The organism is Paraburkholderia bryophila, from assembly GCF_003269035.1.
Lineage (GTDB): Bacteria > Pseudomonadota > Gammaproteobacteria > Burkholderiales > Burkholderiaceae > Paraburkholderia > Paraburkholderia bryophila.
The window spans coordinates 201554-218132 of the sequence record NZ_QLTK01000006.1 but is presented as its reverse complement, the minus strand read 5'-3'; the positions used below and the strand labels follow the sequence as shown (position 1 = coordinate 218132).

The 16579-nt window shown below is 62.4% G+C and carries 16 protein-coding genes; 6 read left to right on the top strand and 10 right to left on the bottom strand.

Annotation, left to right across the window (positions count from 1 at the left end):
- Positions 1-49 precede the first annotated feature (49 nt).
- From BX591_RS37150 to flhC, 6 genes are all read left to right on the top strand, one after another.
- On the top strand, positions 50-175 hold the full coding sequence (locus BX591_RS37150) for a hypothetical protein (protein WP_276330767.1): 126 nt from the start codon (positions 50-52) through the stop codon (positions 173-175).
- A gap of 180 nt (positions 176-355) precedes the next feature.
- The gene (locus tag BX591_RS12980; protein ID WP_476739454.1) at positions 356-1222 is read left to right on the top strand and encodes a helix-turn-helix domain-containing protein; all 867 of its coding nucleotides are present in this window, start codon (positions 356-358) and stop codon (positions 1220-1222) included.
- 84 nt (positions 1223-1306) lie between these two features.
- Positions 1307-1858, top strand: coding sequence for a GNAT family N-acetyltransferase (locus tag BX591_RS12975; protein ID WP_111931826.1), 552 nt, complete (start codon positions 1307-1309; stop codon positions 1856-1858).
- A 178-nt stretch (positions 1859-2036) separates the two neighbouring features.
- Positions 2037-2261, top strand: a complete 225-nt coding sequence (locus tag BX591_RS12970) for a hypothetical protein (protein WP_111931825.1) — start codon at positions 2037-2039, stop codon at positions 2259-2261.
- Between the two features lie 495 nt (positions 2262-2756).
- Positions 2757-3077 (top strand): flagellar transcriptional regulator FlhD, encoded by a 321-nt coding sequence (flhD, locus tag BX591_RS12965; protein ID WP_035558891.1) that lies wholly within the window; start codon positions 2757-2759, stop codon positions 3075-3077.
- A gap of 14 nt (positions 3078-3091) precedes the next feature.
- On the top strand, positions 3092-3661 hold the full coding sequence (flhC, locus tag BX591_RS12960; RefSeq protein WP_111931824.1) for a flagellar transcriptional regulator FlhC: 570 nt from the start codon (positions 3092-3094) through the stop codon (positions 3659-3661).
- Positions 3662-3828: 167 nt separating this feature from the next.
- On the opposite strand, the gene BX591_RS12955 is transcribed toward flhC, so the two are convergent.
- The 10 genes from BX591_RS12955 to BX591_RS12910 all read right to left on the bottom strand — a co-directional run bounded on the left by BX591_RS12955 (position 3829) and on the right by BX591_RS12910 (position 16567).
- The gene (locus BX591_RS12955) at positions 3829-5157 is read right to left on the bottom strand and encodes an Nramp family divalent metal transporter (RefSeq protein WP_111931823.1); all 1329 of its coding nucleotides are present in this window, start codon (positions 5155-5157) and stop codon (positions 3829-3831) included.
- Between the two features lie 60 nt (positions 5158-5217).
- On the bottom strand, positions 5218-6420 hold the full coding sequence (locus BX591_RS12950) for an acyl-CoA dehydrogenase family protein (RefSeq protein WP_111931822.1): 1203 nt from the start codon (positions 6418-6420) through the stop codon (positions 5218-5220).
- 36 nt (positions 6421-6456) lie between these two features.
- The gene (locus BX591_RS12945) at positions 6457-7113 is read right to left on the bottom strand and encodes a methionine ABC transporter permease (RefSeq protein ID WP_111931821.1); all 657 of its coding nucleotides are present in this window, start codon (positions 7111-7113) and stop codon (positions 6457-6459) included.
- Positions 7106-8266 (bottom strand): methionine ABC transporter ATP-binding protein, encoded by a 1161-nt coding sequence (locus tag BX591_RS12940; RefSeq protein WP_111931820.1) that lies wholly within the window; start codon positions 8264-8266, stop codon positions 7106-7108. The genes BX591_RS12945 and BX591_RS12940 overlap by 8 nt, the downstream gene beginning before the upstream one ends.
- A 13-nt stretch (positions 8267-8279) precedes the next feature.
- Positions 8280-9734 carry an LLM class flavin-dependent oxidoreductase gene (locus BX591_RS12935; protein ID WP_244146994.1) on the bottom strand — a complete coding sequence of 485 codons (1455 nt, stop codon included), beginning with the start codon at positions 9732-9734 and terminating at the stop codon, positions 8280-8282.
- A 41-nt stretch (positions 9735-9775) separates the two neighbouring features.
- On the bottom strand, positions 9776-10621 hold the full coding sequence (locus BX591_RS12930; protein ID WP_111931819.1) for a MetQ/NlpA family ABC transporter substrate-binding protein: 846 nt from the start codon (positions 10619-10621) through the stop codon (positions 9776-9778).
- Between the two features lie 305 nt (positions 10622-10926).
- Positions 10927-11175, bottom strand: coding sequence for a hypothetical protein (locus tag BX591_RS12925; protein WP_111931818.1), 249 nt, complete (start codon positions 11173-11175; stop codon positions 10927-10929).
- Positions 11175-11588 carry a helix-turn-helix domain-containing protein gene (locus tag BX591_RS12920; RefSeq protein WP_111931817.1) on the bottom strand — a complete coding sequence of 138 codons (414 nt, stop codon included), beginning with the start codon at positions 11586-11588 and terminating at the stop codon, positions 11175-11177. The genes BX591_RS12925 and BX591_RS12920 overlap by 1 nt, the downstream gene beginning before the upstream one ends.
- Before the next feature lie 181 nt (positions 11589-11769).
- Complete coding sequence (locus BX591_RS12915) at positions 11770-13368, bottom strand: efflux transporter outer membrane subunit (protein ID WP_111931816.1); 1599 nt, start codon at positions 13366-13368, stop codon at positions 11770-11772.
- 13 nt (positions 13369-13381) lie between these two features.
- On the bottom strand, positions 13382-16567 hold the full coding sequence (locus BX591_RS12910) for an efflux RND transporter permease subunit (RefSeq protein ID WP_111931815.1): 3186 nt from the start codon (positions 16565-16567) through the stop codon (positions 13382-13384).
- Positions 16568-16579 lie beyond the last annotated feature (12 nt).

Sequence of the window (16579 nt, the reverse complement as noted above, 5' to 3'; positions counted from 1 at the left end):
CGATTACGTCGGAGGTAAGGATCTCCCTGCGCCGCCATGCAGGGTCTTCATGGGGATCCTGTCGAGCGGCCGGATCGGTCAGCAGCGCAAGCGGCCGCTAACCGCCGTGTTCACACTGCCGCGCGCGTTGGGCGTCGAACTTCACGCCGTGCCGGATGGCGTGGTCACCGCCTGAGTCGCGTGTGCCGCGTTGTGACGCGTTGCGCTCACGGCCCGCCTGCTGGTGGTGCGGGATCGGGTAGGCGTTGGTGTCGAAAGGACTCGAAGCGGTTACGGGCATTCGTAGATTTCGCCGGGGTATTCCATTACCTGTCGGGTAATGGATCGCTGGTGTGCTTTGGCTATCATGGGCGCCATGAACACACTCTCTCTTGCGCACACGGCGCCGTCGTCACCGTCGTCGCCATCGGCAAGCCGCACCGTCGGCGATCTGCTGCGCGAATGGCGTCAGCGGCGAAGAATGAGCCAGTTGCTGCTCGCCACCGAGGCCGACGTTTCAACCCGGCATTTGAGCTTCGTCGAATCGGGGCGAGCGGTGCCGAGCCGGGAAATGGTCATGCATCTTGCCGAGCGGCTCGACGTTCCGCTGCGTGCGCGCAATGCGCTGCTGGTTGCCGCGGGCTACGCGCCGCTGTTCCGCGAGCGCCCTCTGTCGGACCCGCAACTCGCCGCCGCACGCGAGGCCGTCGAGCTGGTGTTGAAAGGACACGAGCCCTACCCGGCGCTCGCAATCGATCGCCACTGGACCATCGTCGCCGCGAACAATGCGCTCGCGCCGCTGCTATCCGGCGCCAGTCCCGAACTGTTGAAACCACCGGTCAACGCACTGCGGTTGAGCTTGCATCCGGACGGTATTGCCGGTTCGATCGTCAATTGGCATGCATGGCGCGACCATGCACTCGCGCGGCTGCAACGGCAAATCGAAGTGAGCGGCGACAGCACGTTGAGCGCCCTGCGCGACGAACTGGCCGCGTACCCCGCACCGCCCGGCGCCGTGGCGGCCGAGCACGACAACGCGGCCGTCAATCAGATTGCCGTGCCGTTGCGGTTGCGCACACCGATCGGCGAGTTATCGTTTTTCAGTACCACCACCGTGTTCGGCACGCCGGTGGACGTCACGCTATCGGAGCTCGCCATTGAAGCGTTCTTTCCCGCCGATCAGCAAACCGCCACCGCGCTGCGCGAGTTCGCCGACAACCAGCGTGCCGAAACCGCGCCGTAGCGATTGCCTCACACCGTGAGACCGGGCAAGCTCGGAGGTTTAACATTGCGCGCACGCACGGCTGAACCTACACGCACAGAGGGCTTGCACTTGAACGACGCCACCGCTGTATGCATCCGCCAACTCGGCCCTGCCGATCGCGACGCTTATTTTCAGCTTCGCTTGCGCGGGCTCAAGGCTCATCCGGAATCGTTCGGCCAGAGCTACGAGGAAGCGCTGGCGCGAGGCCCCGAGCAACACGACGCGAGGTTGCAAGGTTCGCGCGCCGCCGAGGGGGAGTTTTTGCTCGGCGCTTTTGCGTCGGCGCAGACTTCAGCGGACACACCGTTGCTCGGCGTGGTAGGACTGTCGCGCAACCAGCACGACAAGGAGCGGCATAAGGCGGCCGTCGTCGGCATGTACGTCGCGCCCGAAGCGGCGGGCCGCGGCATCGGCCGCGCATTGCTCGACGAATTGCTGGCACGCGCTGCGCGGATCCACGGGTTGCGGCAAATCCAGTTGATGGTCGGCAGTCACAACACGGGGGCGCGCAGGCTCTATGAATCGGTCGGCTTTATCAAGTACGGCTGTGAAGTGGGCGCGTTGAATGTCGGCGGCGTGTTTCACGATGCCGATCTGATGGTGCGTTTCATGTAATGGGTTTTCGCGCGGGGGCCTCACCGGCCTAGGCGAAACGCGATCCGCTACTTCTCTTTGTAACCGGCCCCAGTCCTCGCGACATGCCAACCGGGCTCATCAGCCGTGTCGTTCGGTGCTTGCCGCAGCGCACCGCCTGGCCGCCCGGTAGTCGGGGCCGCCGCGCTGGGGCGGCCTGATGCCCGGCTATGGCGCCCGCCCGGCCTACGGTTGTCACATCGGCGCCGACTCCGACGGCATGGTGTCAGGCAGCCTGCTGGGCCAGCTCCCGGTCTCCGCCGAATTCGCCCGCTTCGTGCTCAGCATGCGTCTGAGCGGTCCGCTCGGCTTCAAGGTGGAACGCGTTCGACAGACCGGCGCGAAAGCGTTACGTAAGACGTTACAACTTCCGCCCAGTTTGTAACCGGGGCCGCACCAGTCCGTTACATCTCCGATTTGTCCCTCTAACAGCAATGGTTGGCGGTATATATTACTTAATATTCCGCTCCCTTTCTGTTTCCTTTCTTGCTCCCGCGCAAATTACCGCACTGCGAGCCCACTCCGCCTTTTGTTCATATCATTTCGCTAGATCCCCACTGGACAAGGGTTTTCATGGATCAGACAAAAAAATTTCACGGCGAAAAATCTGCTAGGCATTGACTATTACAGCACCGTGAAAGAGTTACCGAAATTTGATGTATCTTTTTGAGATATTTTTTAGAGAAGGGATTGATTTCTTGTTTTGCCCTTCATACAATTCGTCCCAAGCTGTTACGAAATGTAACGCGATGTATCAAAAGGTCGCCGTCTGTATCAAGTCGGTGACATGTAGCCGGAGGTTATCGTTTCCGGCGAGGCAGAAAAGAAATAACGGCAAAAAATGCCGACATAGTAATTCGGGGCTTCGGAAACAGAGAAAATGGACCGTAGCAGCGAGACGCTGGATTCAATCCGCGAGATTAATTTGTCTTACATCATGCTTGCGCAACGTATGTTGCGTGAGGACAAACCGGTCGGCATGTTCCGTCTCGGTCTGTCGTCGGAACTGGCTGATTTGCTGGCGGGCTTGTCGCTCGCGCAAATCGTCAAGCTGGCCGCTTCCGATCAGCTTTTGTGCTTTTTCCGCTTCAATGACCACGCCATGTTGTCGGCGTTGACGCAAACCACGAAGCACGCCGCCGTTGCACCGACTCACGCGGCAATCCTGCTGGCAGGCCAACCTGCCGAGCAGTTTGCTTAATCGAGGTGACTGCAATGCTCAAGCGTAGCCTGACGGAAGACGCACAAGAAGTATTCCGTGCGATCGCGCTGATCGAACTGGGCGCCCGTATGCAGGTGCTCGAGAGTGAGTTGACGCTCTCGCGCGACCGCATGATCCGCCTGTACCGCGAGGTCAAAGGCGTATCGCCGCCCAAGGGCATGCTGCCGTTCTCGGCGGACTGGTACATGACGTGGCTGGCGAACATCCACGCATCGTTGTTCTACAACACGTACCTGTTTCTGAAGAACGAAGCGCGTTGTTCGCATCTGGACGCGCTGACCAAAGGGTATCGGCTGTATCTGGAACATTGCAAGCACAGCGAATCCGAACCGGTGCTGGATCTGACGCGCGCCTGGACGCTGGTACGTTTCTTCGACGCCGACATTCTGCAGTTGACCAAGTGCTGCCGTTGTACCGGCAAGTTCGTCGCCCACAAGCACGACCTGCAGCACAACGTGGTGTGCGGTGCTTGCCAGCCGCCGTCGCGTGCCGGCAAGACGAAGAAGGCGGCAGCCGCTCGCCAGGAAGCGCTCGAAGCCGCGCAGATCGCGCAAGCCGCCTGAGTTGAAGTTATTCGACGAGGGCTGGTCCGGCCCGACTCGAACCGAAGCCTGAAATGCAAAAGGTCCGCCATTGAGCGGACCTTTGTTTTTACGGCGTCTGATTTTTCGTGGCGCCGCGACACTGCGGTGCCACGACACTTTACGCGGCGCCGGTTTGGGACCTCGACTCAGCCGATCAGTCCGATCGTCTGCACCACCAGCCACAGATTAGCCGCGCTGATCACCACGAACAGCGTCCACGCGACGAATCGCGTCAGCAGCGTATTGGCGAACTCCCCCATCAACGCACGGTCGCCGGTCATCCTGATCAGCGGATAAAGCGCGAACGGCAATTGCAGGCTCAACACGACCTGACTGGCGACCAGCAACTTGCCGACCGCGCCGTTGCCCATCATCTGCACGCCGATCAACGCGGGAATCAGCGCCAGCGCGCGCGTGATGAAGCGGCGCTGCCAGCACGGAATTTTCAGGTTCAGGAAGCCTTCCATGATGACCTGCCCCGCGACCGTGCCCGTGAAGGTCGAGCTTTGTCCCGACGCGAGCAGCGCAATGGCGAACAGCACCGCCGCAAAGCCGGTGCCGACGATCGGCGCAAGCAGCTTGTAGGCGTCTTCGATTTCAGTGACCTGGGTATGGCCGTTCGCATGAAACGCGGCGGCGGCGAGAATCAGGATCGCCATGTTGATCAGCAGCGCGATCACCAACGCCCCAATGGTATCGAGCCGCGACATGCCGATCGCCGAACGGATGCTGGCGGAATCGCGCTTCACCGCACGCGTCTGCACGATCGACGAATGCAGGTAGAGGTTGTGCGGCATGACGGTCGCGCCAAGAATACCGATGGCGAGATACAGCGGTTCGCGCGAATTCAGCGCCTGCCACGAAGGAATCAGCCCCAGCGCGACCGCAGGCCAATGCGGCTTCACCAGCGCGAGTTCGACGATATACCCCACGCCGATGGTCGCGATCAGGCCGAGCATGATCGCTTCGAGGTCGCGGAAATTTTTGCCCTTCAGGCCGAGCACGATCAGCGTATCGAACGCTGTCAGCAGCACGCCGGTGGTCAGCGAGCATTTGAACAGCAGATGGAAAGCCAGCGCGCCGCCGAGCACCTCGGCCAGATCGCACGCAATGATCGACACTTCCGCGAGCACCCATTGAAAGCGCGCCACCACCGGCGAATAACGTGCGCTGGACAGTTGCGCGAGGTCACGCCCCGTCGCGATACCGAGACGCATGCTCAAACATTGCAGCGCAATGGCCGCGAGACTCGACAGAACGACGACGAACAGCAGGCTGTAACCATAGCGCGAACCGGCTTCGATGTCGGTCGCCCAGTTGCCGGGGTCCATGTAGCCGATCGAAATCAGCAGGCCGGGACCGGCGAATTGCAGAATCTTTTTCCAGAGCGGCGCGCCTTGCGTGACGGCGACCGAGCCTTGCACCTCGGATGGGCAAAACGGCGCCGTGGCGGTGGTGGGTAGTTTGAACTGCAAGCGTGGAGTCTCTCGAGGAGGATAAAGCGCGGCGTCTCGTATCGGGCGCCGCGAGCCGCCTCAAGTGTACAAAGAAACCTCCGGCAATGTCCCACTCAGCGCGTAGCGGCCGACGTCGCGAATCCGGTAGTCGAGCGGATCGTGCAACGTGTGGACTCGCGCGTTGCGCCAGAAACGATCGAGGGCGAGCGGTCCATGCGTGGCACGCGCGCCACAGGCGTCGAACAGTTTTTCGCTGACGTCGAGCGCCGCGCGGTGCGCAACGATCTTCGCCTCCGACGTCGCGAGCGCGACGTGCGCGCGCGTTTCCGCCGTGAGCGATGTGCCTTGCTGCCAGGCATCGTCGAGTGCGAACGCGGCGCGTGTAGCGAGCGCTTCGGCGCTTACCGTCTGCAGACGCATCTCGCCGAAACGCTGAATCAGGTAGGGATCGTCGGTGGCTTTGTCGACGCCGGAGGTGATCCACGGCCGGCCATGCTGGGTCACGTACGTGCGTGCTTCCTCGAGCGCACCTTGCGCAATGCCTACAAACAGATTGGTCAGCACCTGCTGCGAGATCAGCGTGCGCAAATTCGCGTACGGGGTGTCGGCTCGCTGCAACACTTCGTGCGGCTCGACCACGACCCGCGCGAACGAAACGCTGCCGCTGTCGGTCTGCCGCTGGCCGATCGGGTCCCAGTCTTCATGCACGGTGATGCCCTCGCGCGCGGTCGGCACGACGGCGAACACCGGTTTGCCGGTGACGGGGTCGTGCGCGGAAACCGTCATCATCTGCGAGCCGCGTGTGCCGGAGCAAAAGCCTTTCTGTCCGTCGAGAAGGTAACCGCCGTCGGTGGTTGCGCCCGCAACCAACCGGGTATCGAGCGGATTGACCGCGTTGCCCCACCACCAGCCTTGTTCGACAGAGCCGCGCAAATAGTGGGCACGTTGTGCCGGATTGCCCCAGACGTTGACGCTCACCACCTGCAGGCAGGTAAAGCCCAGCAAATGCGCAAGCGCGCTGTCGACGCGTGCGATCCGCCGGATCGTTTCGTAGATGTCGGGCCAGCGCGCGCCCGCGCCGCCGAATTCACGCGGCACCGCAAGCGTGAGCAGCCCGGCGTCGGCGATCCATTGCTTTTCCTGCGCGGCGTGGCCGCCGTCGCGATCGCGCTGCGCCGCGCTCGCGCGCAACGCGTCGAGCAAACCGGCGAGGTCGCTCGCCACGGGTGTGGCAGATGCGTCGCGTGTGTGCAGCGCCGCGGTAGGGCGAGGATCATTCATGCTGAGTCCGTTTAGAAAAAGTTGCGCGGCCTGCGATCACGCGCGCTGCGCGAAGCGTCTAACGAGCCGGTCGCCGGCGAATTGCACCGCGGTCACGATCGCGATCAGCAAGACGATCACCGTCACCATCACCGTCGTGTCGAAACGCTGGTAGCCGTAGCGGATCGCCAGATCGCCGAGGCCGCCGGCGCCGACCGCGCCCGCCATCGCCGACGAGCCGATCATGGCCACCACGGTAATGGTGAAGCCGCCGAGAATGCCGGGCAGCGCCTCGGGCAACAGCACATGCCAGATGATATGCCGGCGCTGCGCGCCCATGGCTTGCGCGGCCTCGATCAAGCCGCGGTCCACTTCACGCAGGCTCACTTCCGCGACGCGCGCGAAAAACGGGATCGCCGCGATGCTGAGCGGCACGATCGCCGCCCATACGCCGATCGTGGTGCCGATCAGCAAACGCGTCAACGGCAGCAGCGCGACCAGCAGAATGATGAACGGCGTGGAGCGGAACGCGTTGACGAGCGCGCCGAGCGCGCCGTTCACCGCGCGCTTCTCGCAGATACCGCCGCGTGTCGTGGTGACCAGCAGCAGCGCCAACGGTATGCCGATCAATGCCGCGAAGAACGCGGACACGCCCACCATGACGATGGTGTCGCGAATCGCGTCGGCCAATTCAGAGAGCCACAGATCAGACATAGCCGAGTACCTCGACATGGTTCGCATGGCGGCGCGCGCGTTCGAGCAGCGTCGCGATCTGCTTCTGCACGGTACTGTCCGCGCGTTCCCGCACGTGCGCCGACACCACCAGACGCCCCTGCGCATGTCCCTGAATCCGGTCTATGCCGCCATGCACGAAACTGACGCTACCGCCCTCGCTGCCTAGCGCCGAGGTGAGGCCGCCGATATCCGGCTCGTGCGCGTCGGTGCCCGTGAAGCGCACGTCAAGCAGAATCCGCGCTTCGGTCTGCGCCAGATCGTGCAACGGCTTGACCCGCTCCGCCAGATCCGCGGGCAAATCGTGCACCAGCGTGCGCAGCAACGCGCGCGTCGCGTCGTGTTGCGGATCGCCGAACACACGCCACACCGGACCGGTTTCCACCACGGCGCCCCGTTCGATCACGGCGACCGTATCGCAGACTTCGCGAATCACCTGCATTTCGTGCGTGATCAGCACGATGGTCAAATTGAGCCGCCGGTTGATATCGCGCAGTAACGCGAGAATGGCCTGGGTCGTTTCGGGATCGAGAGCGGAAGTCGCTTCGTCGCACAGCAGAATGTCCGGGTCCGTGACCAGCGCTCGCGCGATACCGACGCGCTGTTTCTGACCACCGGACAAGCTCACCGGATAAGCGTCGCGTTTACCGGACAAGCCGACCAGTTCGAGTAGCGCAGCCACTTTCCTATCGATTTCGGCTTTCGGCACACCCGCGATTTTCAGCGGCAATGCAATGTTTTCGCGCACTGTTTTCGCGGAGAGCAGATTGAAGTGCTGAAATACCATGCCGATGCGTCGGCGCAATGCCACGAGCTCGCGCTCGTCGAGATCGCCGACGCTCACGCCGTTCACGCGTACCGCGCCGGACCCCTGTTTTTCCAGACCATTGACCAGCCGCAGCAGCGTCGACTTGCCCGCACCGCTGCGGCCGATAATACCGAACACCTCGCCGCGTGCAACCTTCAGCGTGACGTTGGCAAGCGCCGTAGTCGACACGCCGCGCGCGTCCGTGAACTGCTTGCTCACGCTGTCGAATACCACGGCGGTGTGTTCGGGCGTCTGAGGGGCATCGCGATTCGAGGTGACAGACGGCGAGTCTTCGATGAACTGCGGGGCGCCGAAAAGATGAGCCATGGCAATGCTCCTGTCAGGCTTGCACCGTGGTGGGCCGGTCAGCTTGCTCACCGACTTGCGAACCGGTTTGCGAGCTGGTTTGCAGACCCTCTTGCGCAGACCGCCGATGCCGCGCACCGGCATGCACCGCCGGCAGTCGCGCACGACCGCCGCCGAACAGCTTCTCCCGCAGCGTCGGCGCCGGATCGTAGTCTTCCTTATAGACGCCACGATTCTGCAACTCGGGCACCACCAGATCCACGAAGTCTTCGAACGATTCAGGCATGACGGTGCGCGTCAGATTGAAACCGTCCACTCCGGCCTCGTCGATCCACGACACCAGCTCGTCGGCGATCTGCTGCGGCGAGCCGACGACCGGCTTCGCGCGACCACCGAGCGTCATCTGTTCCAGCACCTTGCGCTTGGTCCACACACCGCTCACGCTCTTCTTCGAGATCGCTTCAACAGCCGACTGCATCGACTCGGTCTTCACATACGAAATCGGTTCGTCCAGCTCGTATTGCGAGAAGTCGATACCGGTCGAACTGGAGAAATGCGCGATGCCGCCTTCCGCGCTGGCATAGCGCCGATATTCCTCGAATTTCTCCTGCGCCGCGCGCTCGGTTTCGCCAACTACCACGGTAATGCCCGCGAAGATCTTGATATCGTCCGGCGCGCGTCCAAAGCTCACCGCTCGCGCGCGAATGTCGTCGACAATGGAGCGCGTCAACTGCTTGTTCTGTCCGCCGACAAACACGCATTCCGCGTGACGTGCGGCGAAATCGACACCGCGGCTCGACGAACCCGCCTGGTACAACACCGGCGTGCGTTGCGGCGAAGGTTCGCTGAGATGAATCGCGTCGATCGAATAGTACGGCCCGTCGTGCTTCACGCGGTGCACCTTGTCCGGGTGCGAGAAGATGCGCGCCGCGCGGTCGCGCACCACGGCATCGTCTTCCCAGCTTTGCTCCCACAGCTTGTAGACCACCTCCATGTAATCGTCGGCGCGGTCGTAGCGATCGTCGTGACTGATCTGCTGCGCGAGTCCCATGCCGCGCGCCGCGCTGTCCAGATAGCCGGTGACGATGTTCCAGCCCACCCGTCCCTTGGTCAGGTGATCGAGCGTCGACATGCGGCGCGCGAACAGATACGGCGGCTCGTAAGTCAGGTTCGACGTGACGCCGAAACCGATGTGCTTCGTGACGTGCGCCATGGCGGGCACGATCAGCGCGGGGTCGTTGATCGGAATCTGCACCGACTCGCGCAACGGCGTTTGCGGTCCACCTTGATAAACGTCGTATACGCCGACGATATCCGCGAGAAAGATCCCGTCGAACTTGCCGCGCTCCAGCGTCTGCGCAAGGTTCGTCCAGTAGTCGAGGTCGGTGTAGTGGGCCGACCGGTCACGCGGATGGGTCCACAAACCATGATTGATATGGCCGACCGCGTTCATATTGAACGCGTTCAGCAGGATCTTTTTCTTCGCCATCGTGCGACTCCTTATCTATGGCTCTCGGCTACACGACGCGGCTACCACGCCACGGCGTAGAGGTTGCCGAAGGCTTTGTCGAGCGCGGCGCGCACGGCGGGCGAATGCTGATAGATGGCGATGAACTTGCGGATACGCGGATCGTCGACGCTATCCGGCCGCACGACCCATTGGATCGCGTAGTTCTTGTTTTCCAGTCCGTCGAACAGCAATGCACTGTTCGGGTCGGTGGTGCCCGCGAGCTTGATGAAGCTTGGGTAGCCTTGGGCGAGATCGACGTCGTCGAGCGAGCGCGCCAGTTGCGAGGCTTCGAGCTGGACGATCTTCAGATGCTTGGGGTTGTCGATAATGTCGAGCGTGGTCGCGCGATAGTCGATGCCCGGCGTCAACTTGATCAGTCCGGCGCGTTGCAGCAGCAACAGACCGCGGCCGCCGTTGACCGGATCGTTCGCAATCGCCACCGTCGCGCCGTTCTTCAATTCGTCGAAGCGTTTGATCTTCTTCGAATAGAGGCCGATCTTCATGATCGTACCCGGCGCGATCGCGACGAAGTTGTAGCCGCCCTGCTTCTTCGCGTTCTCGAGAAACGGAATGTGCTGGAAGTAATTGACGTCGATGTCTTTATTGGCGAGCGCCGCGTTCGGTGTATTCCAGTCGGTGAACTCGATGATCTTGACGTCGAGACCTTGTTCTTTTGCCTCGCGTGCGGCGACTTTGAGCGCCTCGATTTGCGGGCTGGTGGCAGTGCCGATTTTCAGCGTGGGCGAATCGGCCGCCTGCGCGTGCGTGGCCGATAAGGCAAGCGTGAAACTGAACGTGATCGCGCCGATCAGCGCGAGCGTCGGTGCGTTGAGAAAACGCCGTACTTTGGGCAAGGGAATACGCATGGTGAGCTCGTAGAGTTAGACGTGGTGCGTTTCGAGGCGAGCGGATTCAACGGCCCGACCGAGTCGAGTTCGGGTAAGCCGTACGGCATCGGGCAACGGGAAACGGCAACGGGCGGCTTAGCCGGCGCGTCGTGACAGCGACAGGACGCGCGAATCGCTCAGCGCGGACAGCGGAAGGTCGGACAGGTCATCGCCTCTCTCCAGATGAGGTGCGAATCATCATAGAGGGCGGAAAACCAGCGGTCTACGAACGGATTTTTGGAAGGAAAGCGGGAAAAAAGATTTGGGCCGGTCCAGCAATTCGCTTACCGACCATGGCGGCCGGCGCTTGCCATTGCGTTGCGAATTCCGGTGATCTTCGGCATGGCGTCGTTGGCCGCGCTTTTGTCTGCGAAACGCGCGGCCAGATTACGCGTCCATTCGTCGTGAATGCGTGGCGACCATCGTGGCGCGTAGAACTCGTGATCCGCGAAGGTCAGCAAGACATCTCGCACCACCATTGGAAACAGCGCACACGCGTCCAGCACGACAGTGAAGCGACCGAACGACAGCATCAAAGATCGTATCCGTCGATCGATTCGCTATCGGCCACCACGTCGTCCATGCGCATACGGCGATGCCGACCTACCTTGCGGAAGGGTAGATCACCGGCTTCCAGACGAGCGATCAGAAACGGCCGCGAAACACCGAGTAAGTCCGCCGCCTGCTTGGTGGTCAGTTCGGTGTCAGCGGGATAGAGAAGAAACACCTGCTGGCTCGCCATCATGGCCAATACCCGAGACAGCACGCGCAATGTGGCGGGCGGTACTTCGATGCGGGCAATGTCGCCGTCCGTGCCCTCTTCCACCAGCGCGACGCTGTGGGCGCGCGAATGGTCGAGCGCCGCGCCCATCAGGCGGCTCGCGGCGGATAACACGGTGGCGTCGTCGTCCGACAGCACGATACGGTCGGGTGTGGCGGTAGTCATGGTTGGCTCCAAATTAGGTTCAAGTACAGGCCAACAAGCCACTCAAACGCAATAAAAGAAACAAACGAATTATTCGAAACGCATTTTTGTGAACCGTCCACCTGTTTGACCCATGAAAAAAACCGGGCCGCGCTCCCGCACGACCCGGCTTTCGCCACCCTTAAATACTCTGAATGGAAGGCTACTGCTTCGCCACCTGCTGCACAGCCACCGCAGCGCCGGACGTAGCCGAAACCGCAGTCGCCTCCGAAGCCGGCGCCACCGCCCCAACCGCCGCATCCGGCGCCGTCACATCACCCCAGCCGCCGCCCAGCGCGCGAATCAGGTTCACCGTCGCCACCGCCTGCGTGCCTTGCAAATGGCTCGCCTGCAATTGCGAAGTCAGCACCTGCCGCTCGCCGTCGATCACATCCAGATAGCTGACCGCGCCCTCCGTGTACTGCGTGCGCGACAAATGGGCCGCGCGTTGCGACGCTTCGACCGCATTGTTCTGCTCGCGCATCTGATCGTCGAGCAAACGCAGATCGGCCAGGTTGTCCTCCACCTCGCGGAACGCCACCAGCACCTGCTGACGATACTGCGCGACGTCTTCGTCGTACTTCGAACGCGCTTGCGCGAGATCCGCCTTACGCCGTCCGCCATCGAACAACGGCAACGTCAACGCGCCACCGGCGAGCGGCCCGAGCACGAACGCGCGGCTCGACCACAAGAACAGATCGCCCAGCGTAGCCGACTCGAATCCGAACGCGCCGGTGATATCGAGTTTCGGGAAGAACGCCGATTTCGCCAGCCCCACACGCGCATTGGCAGCCTGCATCGCCCGTTCCGCAGCCGAAATATCCGGCCGGCGTTCGAGTAGCGCCGACGGCAAACCCGCCGGCACACGCACTGTGACCGGTGTGAGCGGGGCTTCCGCGAACGAGAATTCCGCCGGCGGCTTGCCGAGCAGAATCGCGAGACTGTGCTCGGACGCGGCACGCTGGCGCGCCACGCCGACCGCGTCGGCACGCGCGCTGGCGAGTTCATTGCGGGAACGCGACACATCCAGCTCGCCGATGTCGCCTTCCTTGAAACGCCGCTCGACCAGCTTCAGCGTATCTTCGCGCAACGCCACGGTACGCCGATACAGATCCTGATCCGAGTCGAGCTCACGCAACTGGAAGTAGTTCTGCGCCACATCCGCTTGCAAAGACAACTGCACCGAGCGGAACAGCGCTTCGCTTTGCTGCTCGTCCGCGCGCGACGCGTTCACATTCGAGCCGACACGCCCAAACAGATCCGTCTCGTACGACGCGGTAGTTTGCGCACGCCAGATCGTGCCGGTCGTACCACCCGCGCTATCCGGCAAGAACTGCGAGGCCGCCGACGCACGCTCGCGCGTCGGGCCGAAGCCCGCGTCGAGTTTCGGGAACCAGTCGGACTTAGCCGCTTGCGTCACCGCACGCGACTGCTGCACGCGCGCCGCCGCCGCTTTCAGGTCCTGATTCGCGGCAGCCGCCTGTTCTTCCAGCGCGTTCAGTTGCGGATCGCCGAAGACCGTCCACCATTCGCCGCGATGCGCGTCGTCGGCGGGTTGCGCCGTTTTCCACGTGCCGGCTTGCTGCGGCGACACCGCCGCGCCCGAAGTCGACGTCGTCACCGGCGCCTCCTTGAAGGCCGCGGGCGTGTCGATATCCGGCCGCTTGTAGGTCGGTTCCAGCGAGCAGGCGGCGAGCAACGCGACCAGCAAACCGCTGGCGGCCGCGCGGCCCCAACCGCTCAAAGATTCATAGCGTTTCATTATTGTTTTCTCCTCAGGCTTCCGTCGCCGGCGCGCCATAGTGCGGCGAATCCTTCTGCGCGACGTGAATCGTCCCGCCCGCCAGCGTGCGCAGCACCACATAGAACACCGGGGTCAGCATCAGACCGAACAGCGTCACGCCGAGCATGCCGAAGAACACCGCGATACCCATCGCGTGGCGCATCTCCGAACCGGCTCCGCTCGACAACACCAGCGGCACCACACCCATGATGAAAGCGATCGACGTCATCAGAATCGGCCGCAGACGCAAGCGGCTCGCCTCGATCGCGGCCGACAGCGGGGTATGCCCGTCGTGTTCGAGTTCGCGAGCGAACTCGACGATCAGAATCGCGTTCTTCGCCGACAGGCCCACCAGCACCATCAAACCGATCTGCGTGAAGATGTTGTTGTCGCCACCGGTGAGCCACACGCCGGTCAGCGCGGACAACACGCTCATCGGCACGATCAGGATCACCGCGAGCGGCAACGTCAGGCTTTCATACAGTGCCGCCAGCACGAGGAACACGAGCAGCACGCTGATCGGGAACACCCACAGGCCCGCATTGCCGGCAAGGATCTGCTGATACGTCAGGTCGGTCCATTCGAGCTTCACACCGTGCGGCAGGGTTTCCGCCGCGACGCGTTCGGCAGCGGCTTGCGCCTGGCCCGACGAGAAGCCCGGCGCCGGCCCACCGTTGATGTCGGCCGCCGTATAGCCGTTGTAACGCACCACCATTTCCGGACCATAGGTCGGCGTGACCGTCACCAGCGACGACAACGGCACCATATCGCCCGCCGCGTTGCGCGTCTTCAGCTGCAGAATGTCGTCGGCACGTTGACGGAACGGCGCGTCGGCCTGCACACGCACCTGGTACACGCGGCCGAACTTGTTGAAGTCGTTCACATACAACGAGCCCAGATAGATCTGCATCGTGTTGAACACGTCCGTGACCGGCACGCCGAGTTGCTTGGCTTTCACGCGATCCAGGTCGACGTTCAATTGCGGCACGTTGATCTGATAGCTCGAGAAGGTCGGGCCCAGTTCAGGCGTTTGCGCCGCTTTCTTCACGAATGCTTCCGCGGCCTTGTTCAATTCCGCGTAACCGACCGCGCCGTGATCCTCCAACTGCATCTTGAAGCCGCCGAGCGTGCCGAGACCGAGCACCGGCGGCGGCGGGAACACCGCGACGAACGAGTCCTTGATCGCACCGTATTTCTGGTTCAGCGCACCGGCAATCGCACCGGCCGAGAGCGCCTTGTTGCCACGCTCCTTGAACGGCTTGAGCGTGACGAACACGATACCCGCGCTCGAACTATTCGTGAAGCCGTTAACCGACAAACCCGGGAACGCCACGGCGCTTTCGACGCCCGGCTGCTTCAGTGCGATCGCGCTCATGTCGCGAATCACTTTTTCCGTGCGGTCCAGCGACGCGCCGTTGGGCAACTGCGCGAACGCGATCAGGTATTCCTTGTCCTGCGCCGGCACGAAGCCGCCCGGCACCACATGCGAGATCAGCACGGTGCCGCCCAGCAGAATCGCGTACACCGCGAGCATCGCGCCTTTACGACGCAGCACGCCGGTCACGCCTTTGCCATACGCCGTGGAACCGCGATGAAAGACCTTGTTGAAGCGCTTGAAAAAACCGCCCAGCAGACGATTCATCACGCGCGTCAGGAAGTCTTCCTTGGCGCCGTGACTGCGCAACAGCATCGCAGCCAGCGCCGGCGACAAAGTCAGCGAGTTGAACGCCGAGATCACTGTCGAGATCGCGATGGTCATCGCGAACTGCTTGTAGAACTGACCCGTCAGGCCCGTCATGAACGCGAGCGGCACGAACACGGCGACCAGCGTCAGCGCGATCGCGATAATCGGCCCGCTCACTTCCTGCATGGCCTTGTAGGTCGCATCGCGCGCACTGAGCCCGTTTTCAATGTTCCGCTCGACGTTCTCCACCACCACGATCGCATCGTCCACCACGATCCCGATCGCCAGCACCATGCCGAACAGTGACAACGCATTGATCGAGAAACCGAAGGCGAGCAGCAGCGAGAAGGTCCCGACAATCGACACCGGCACCGCGATCAACGGAATGATCGACGCGCGCCACGTTTGCAGGAACACGATCACCACGATCACCACCAGCGCGATCGCTTCGAGCAGCGTATGGATCACCGCTTCGATACTCGAACGCACGAACTGCGTGGGGTCATAGACGATCTTGTATTCGACGCCCGCCGGCATGTCTTCCGACAGTTCCTTCATGGCGGCGCGAACCTGATCGGAAATCGCCAGCGAATTCGCACCCGGCGCCTGGTTGATCGCGAGCGCCACCGCCGGCTTGTTGTCGAGCAGCGAACGCAGGCCGTATTCCGAGGCCGCGAGTTCGACCCGCGCAATGTCACGCAGATAGGTCACGCCGCCGTCCGGCGTCGTCTTGACGATGATGTCGCCGAATTCGCCCTCGGACTTCAAACGGCCGCGCGCATTCACCGACAATTGCAGTTGCGTGCCCGGCACGGAAGGCGATGCGCCGATCACACCGGCCGCCACCTGAATGTTCTGCTCACGGATCGCGTTGACCACTTCGGTCGCCGTCAAACCGCGTTGTGCGACTTTCTGCGGATCGAGCCATACACGCATGGCGTAGTCGCCCGAACCCCACAGTTGCACTTCGCCGACCCCCTGAATCCGCGCCAGACGATCCTTGACGTTCAGCAGCGCGTAGTTGCGCAGATACGTCATGTCGTAGCGGTTGTTCGGCGAGATCAGGTGGACCACCATGGTCAACGTGGGCGAGCTTTTGATCGTGGTGATGCCGAGCCGTTGCACGTCTTCCGGCAGACGCGGCAGCGCCTGATTGACGCGGTTCTGCACCAGTTGCGTCGCGAGGTCCGGATTGGTGCCGAGCTTGAAGGTCACCGTCAGCGTGAGGTTGCCGTCGCTATTGGCTTGCGACTGCATGTACAGCATGTTCTCGACGCCGTTGATCTGCTCTTCGAGCGGCGAAGCGACGGCCTCGGCGATCACTTTCGGATTCGCGCCCGGATACTGCGCGTGCACCACCACGGACGGCGGCACGACTTCCGGGTACTCCGAGATCGGCAGCTTGAAGAGCGAAATAATGCCCGCCAGCAGGATCAATACCGATAACACGCCGGCAAAGATCGGCCGATCGATGAAGAATTTGGATATGTTCATGGGATGCTCTTA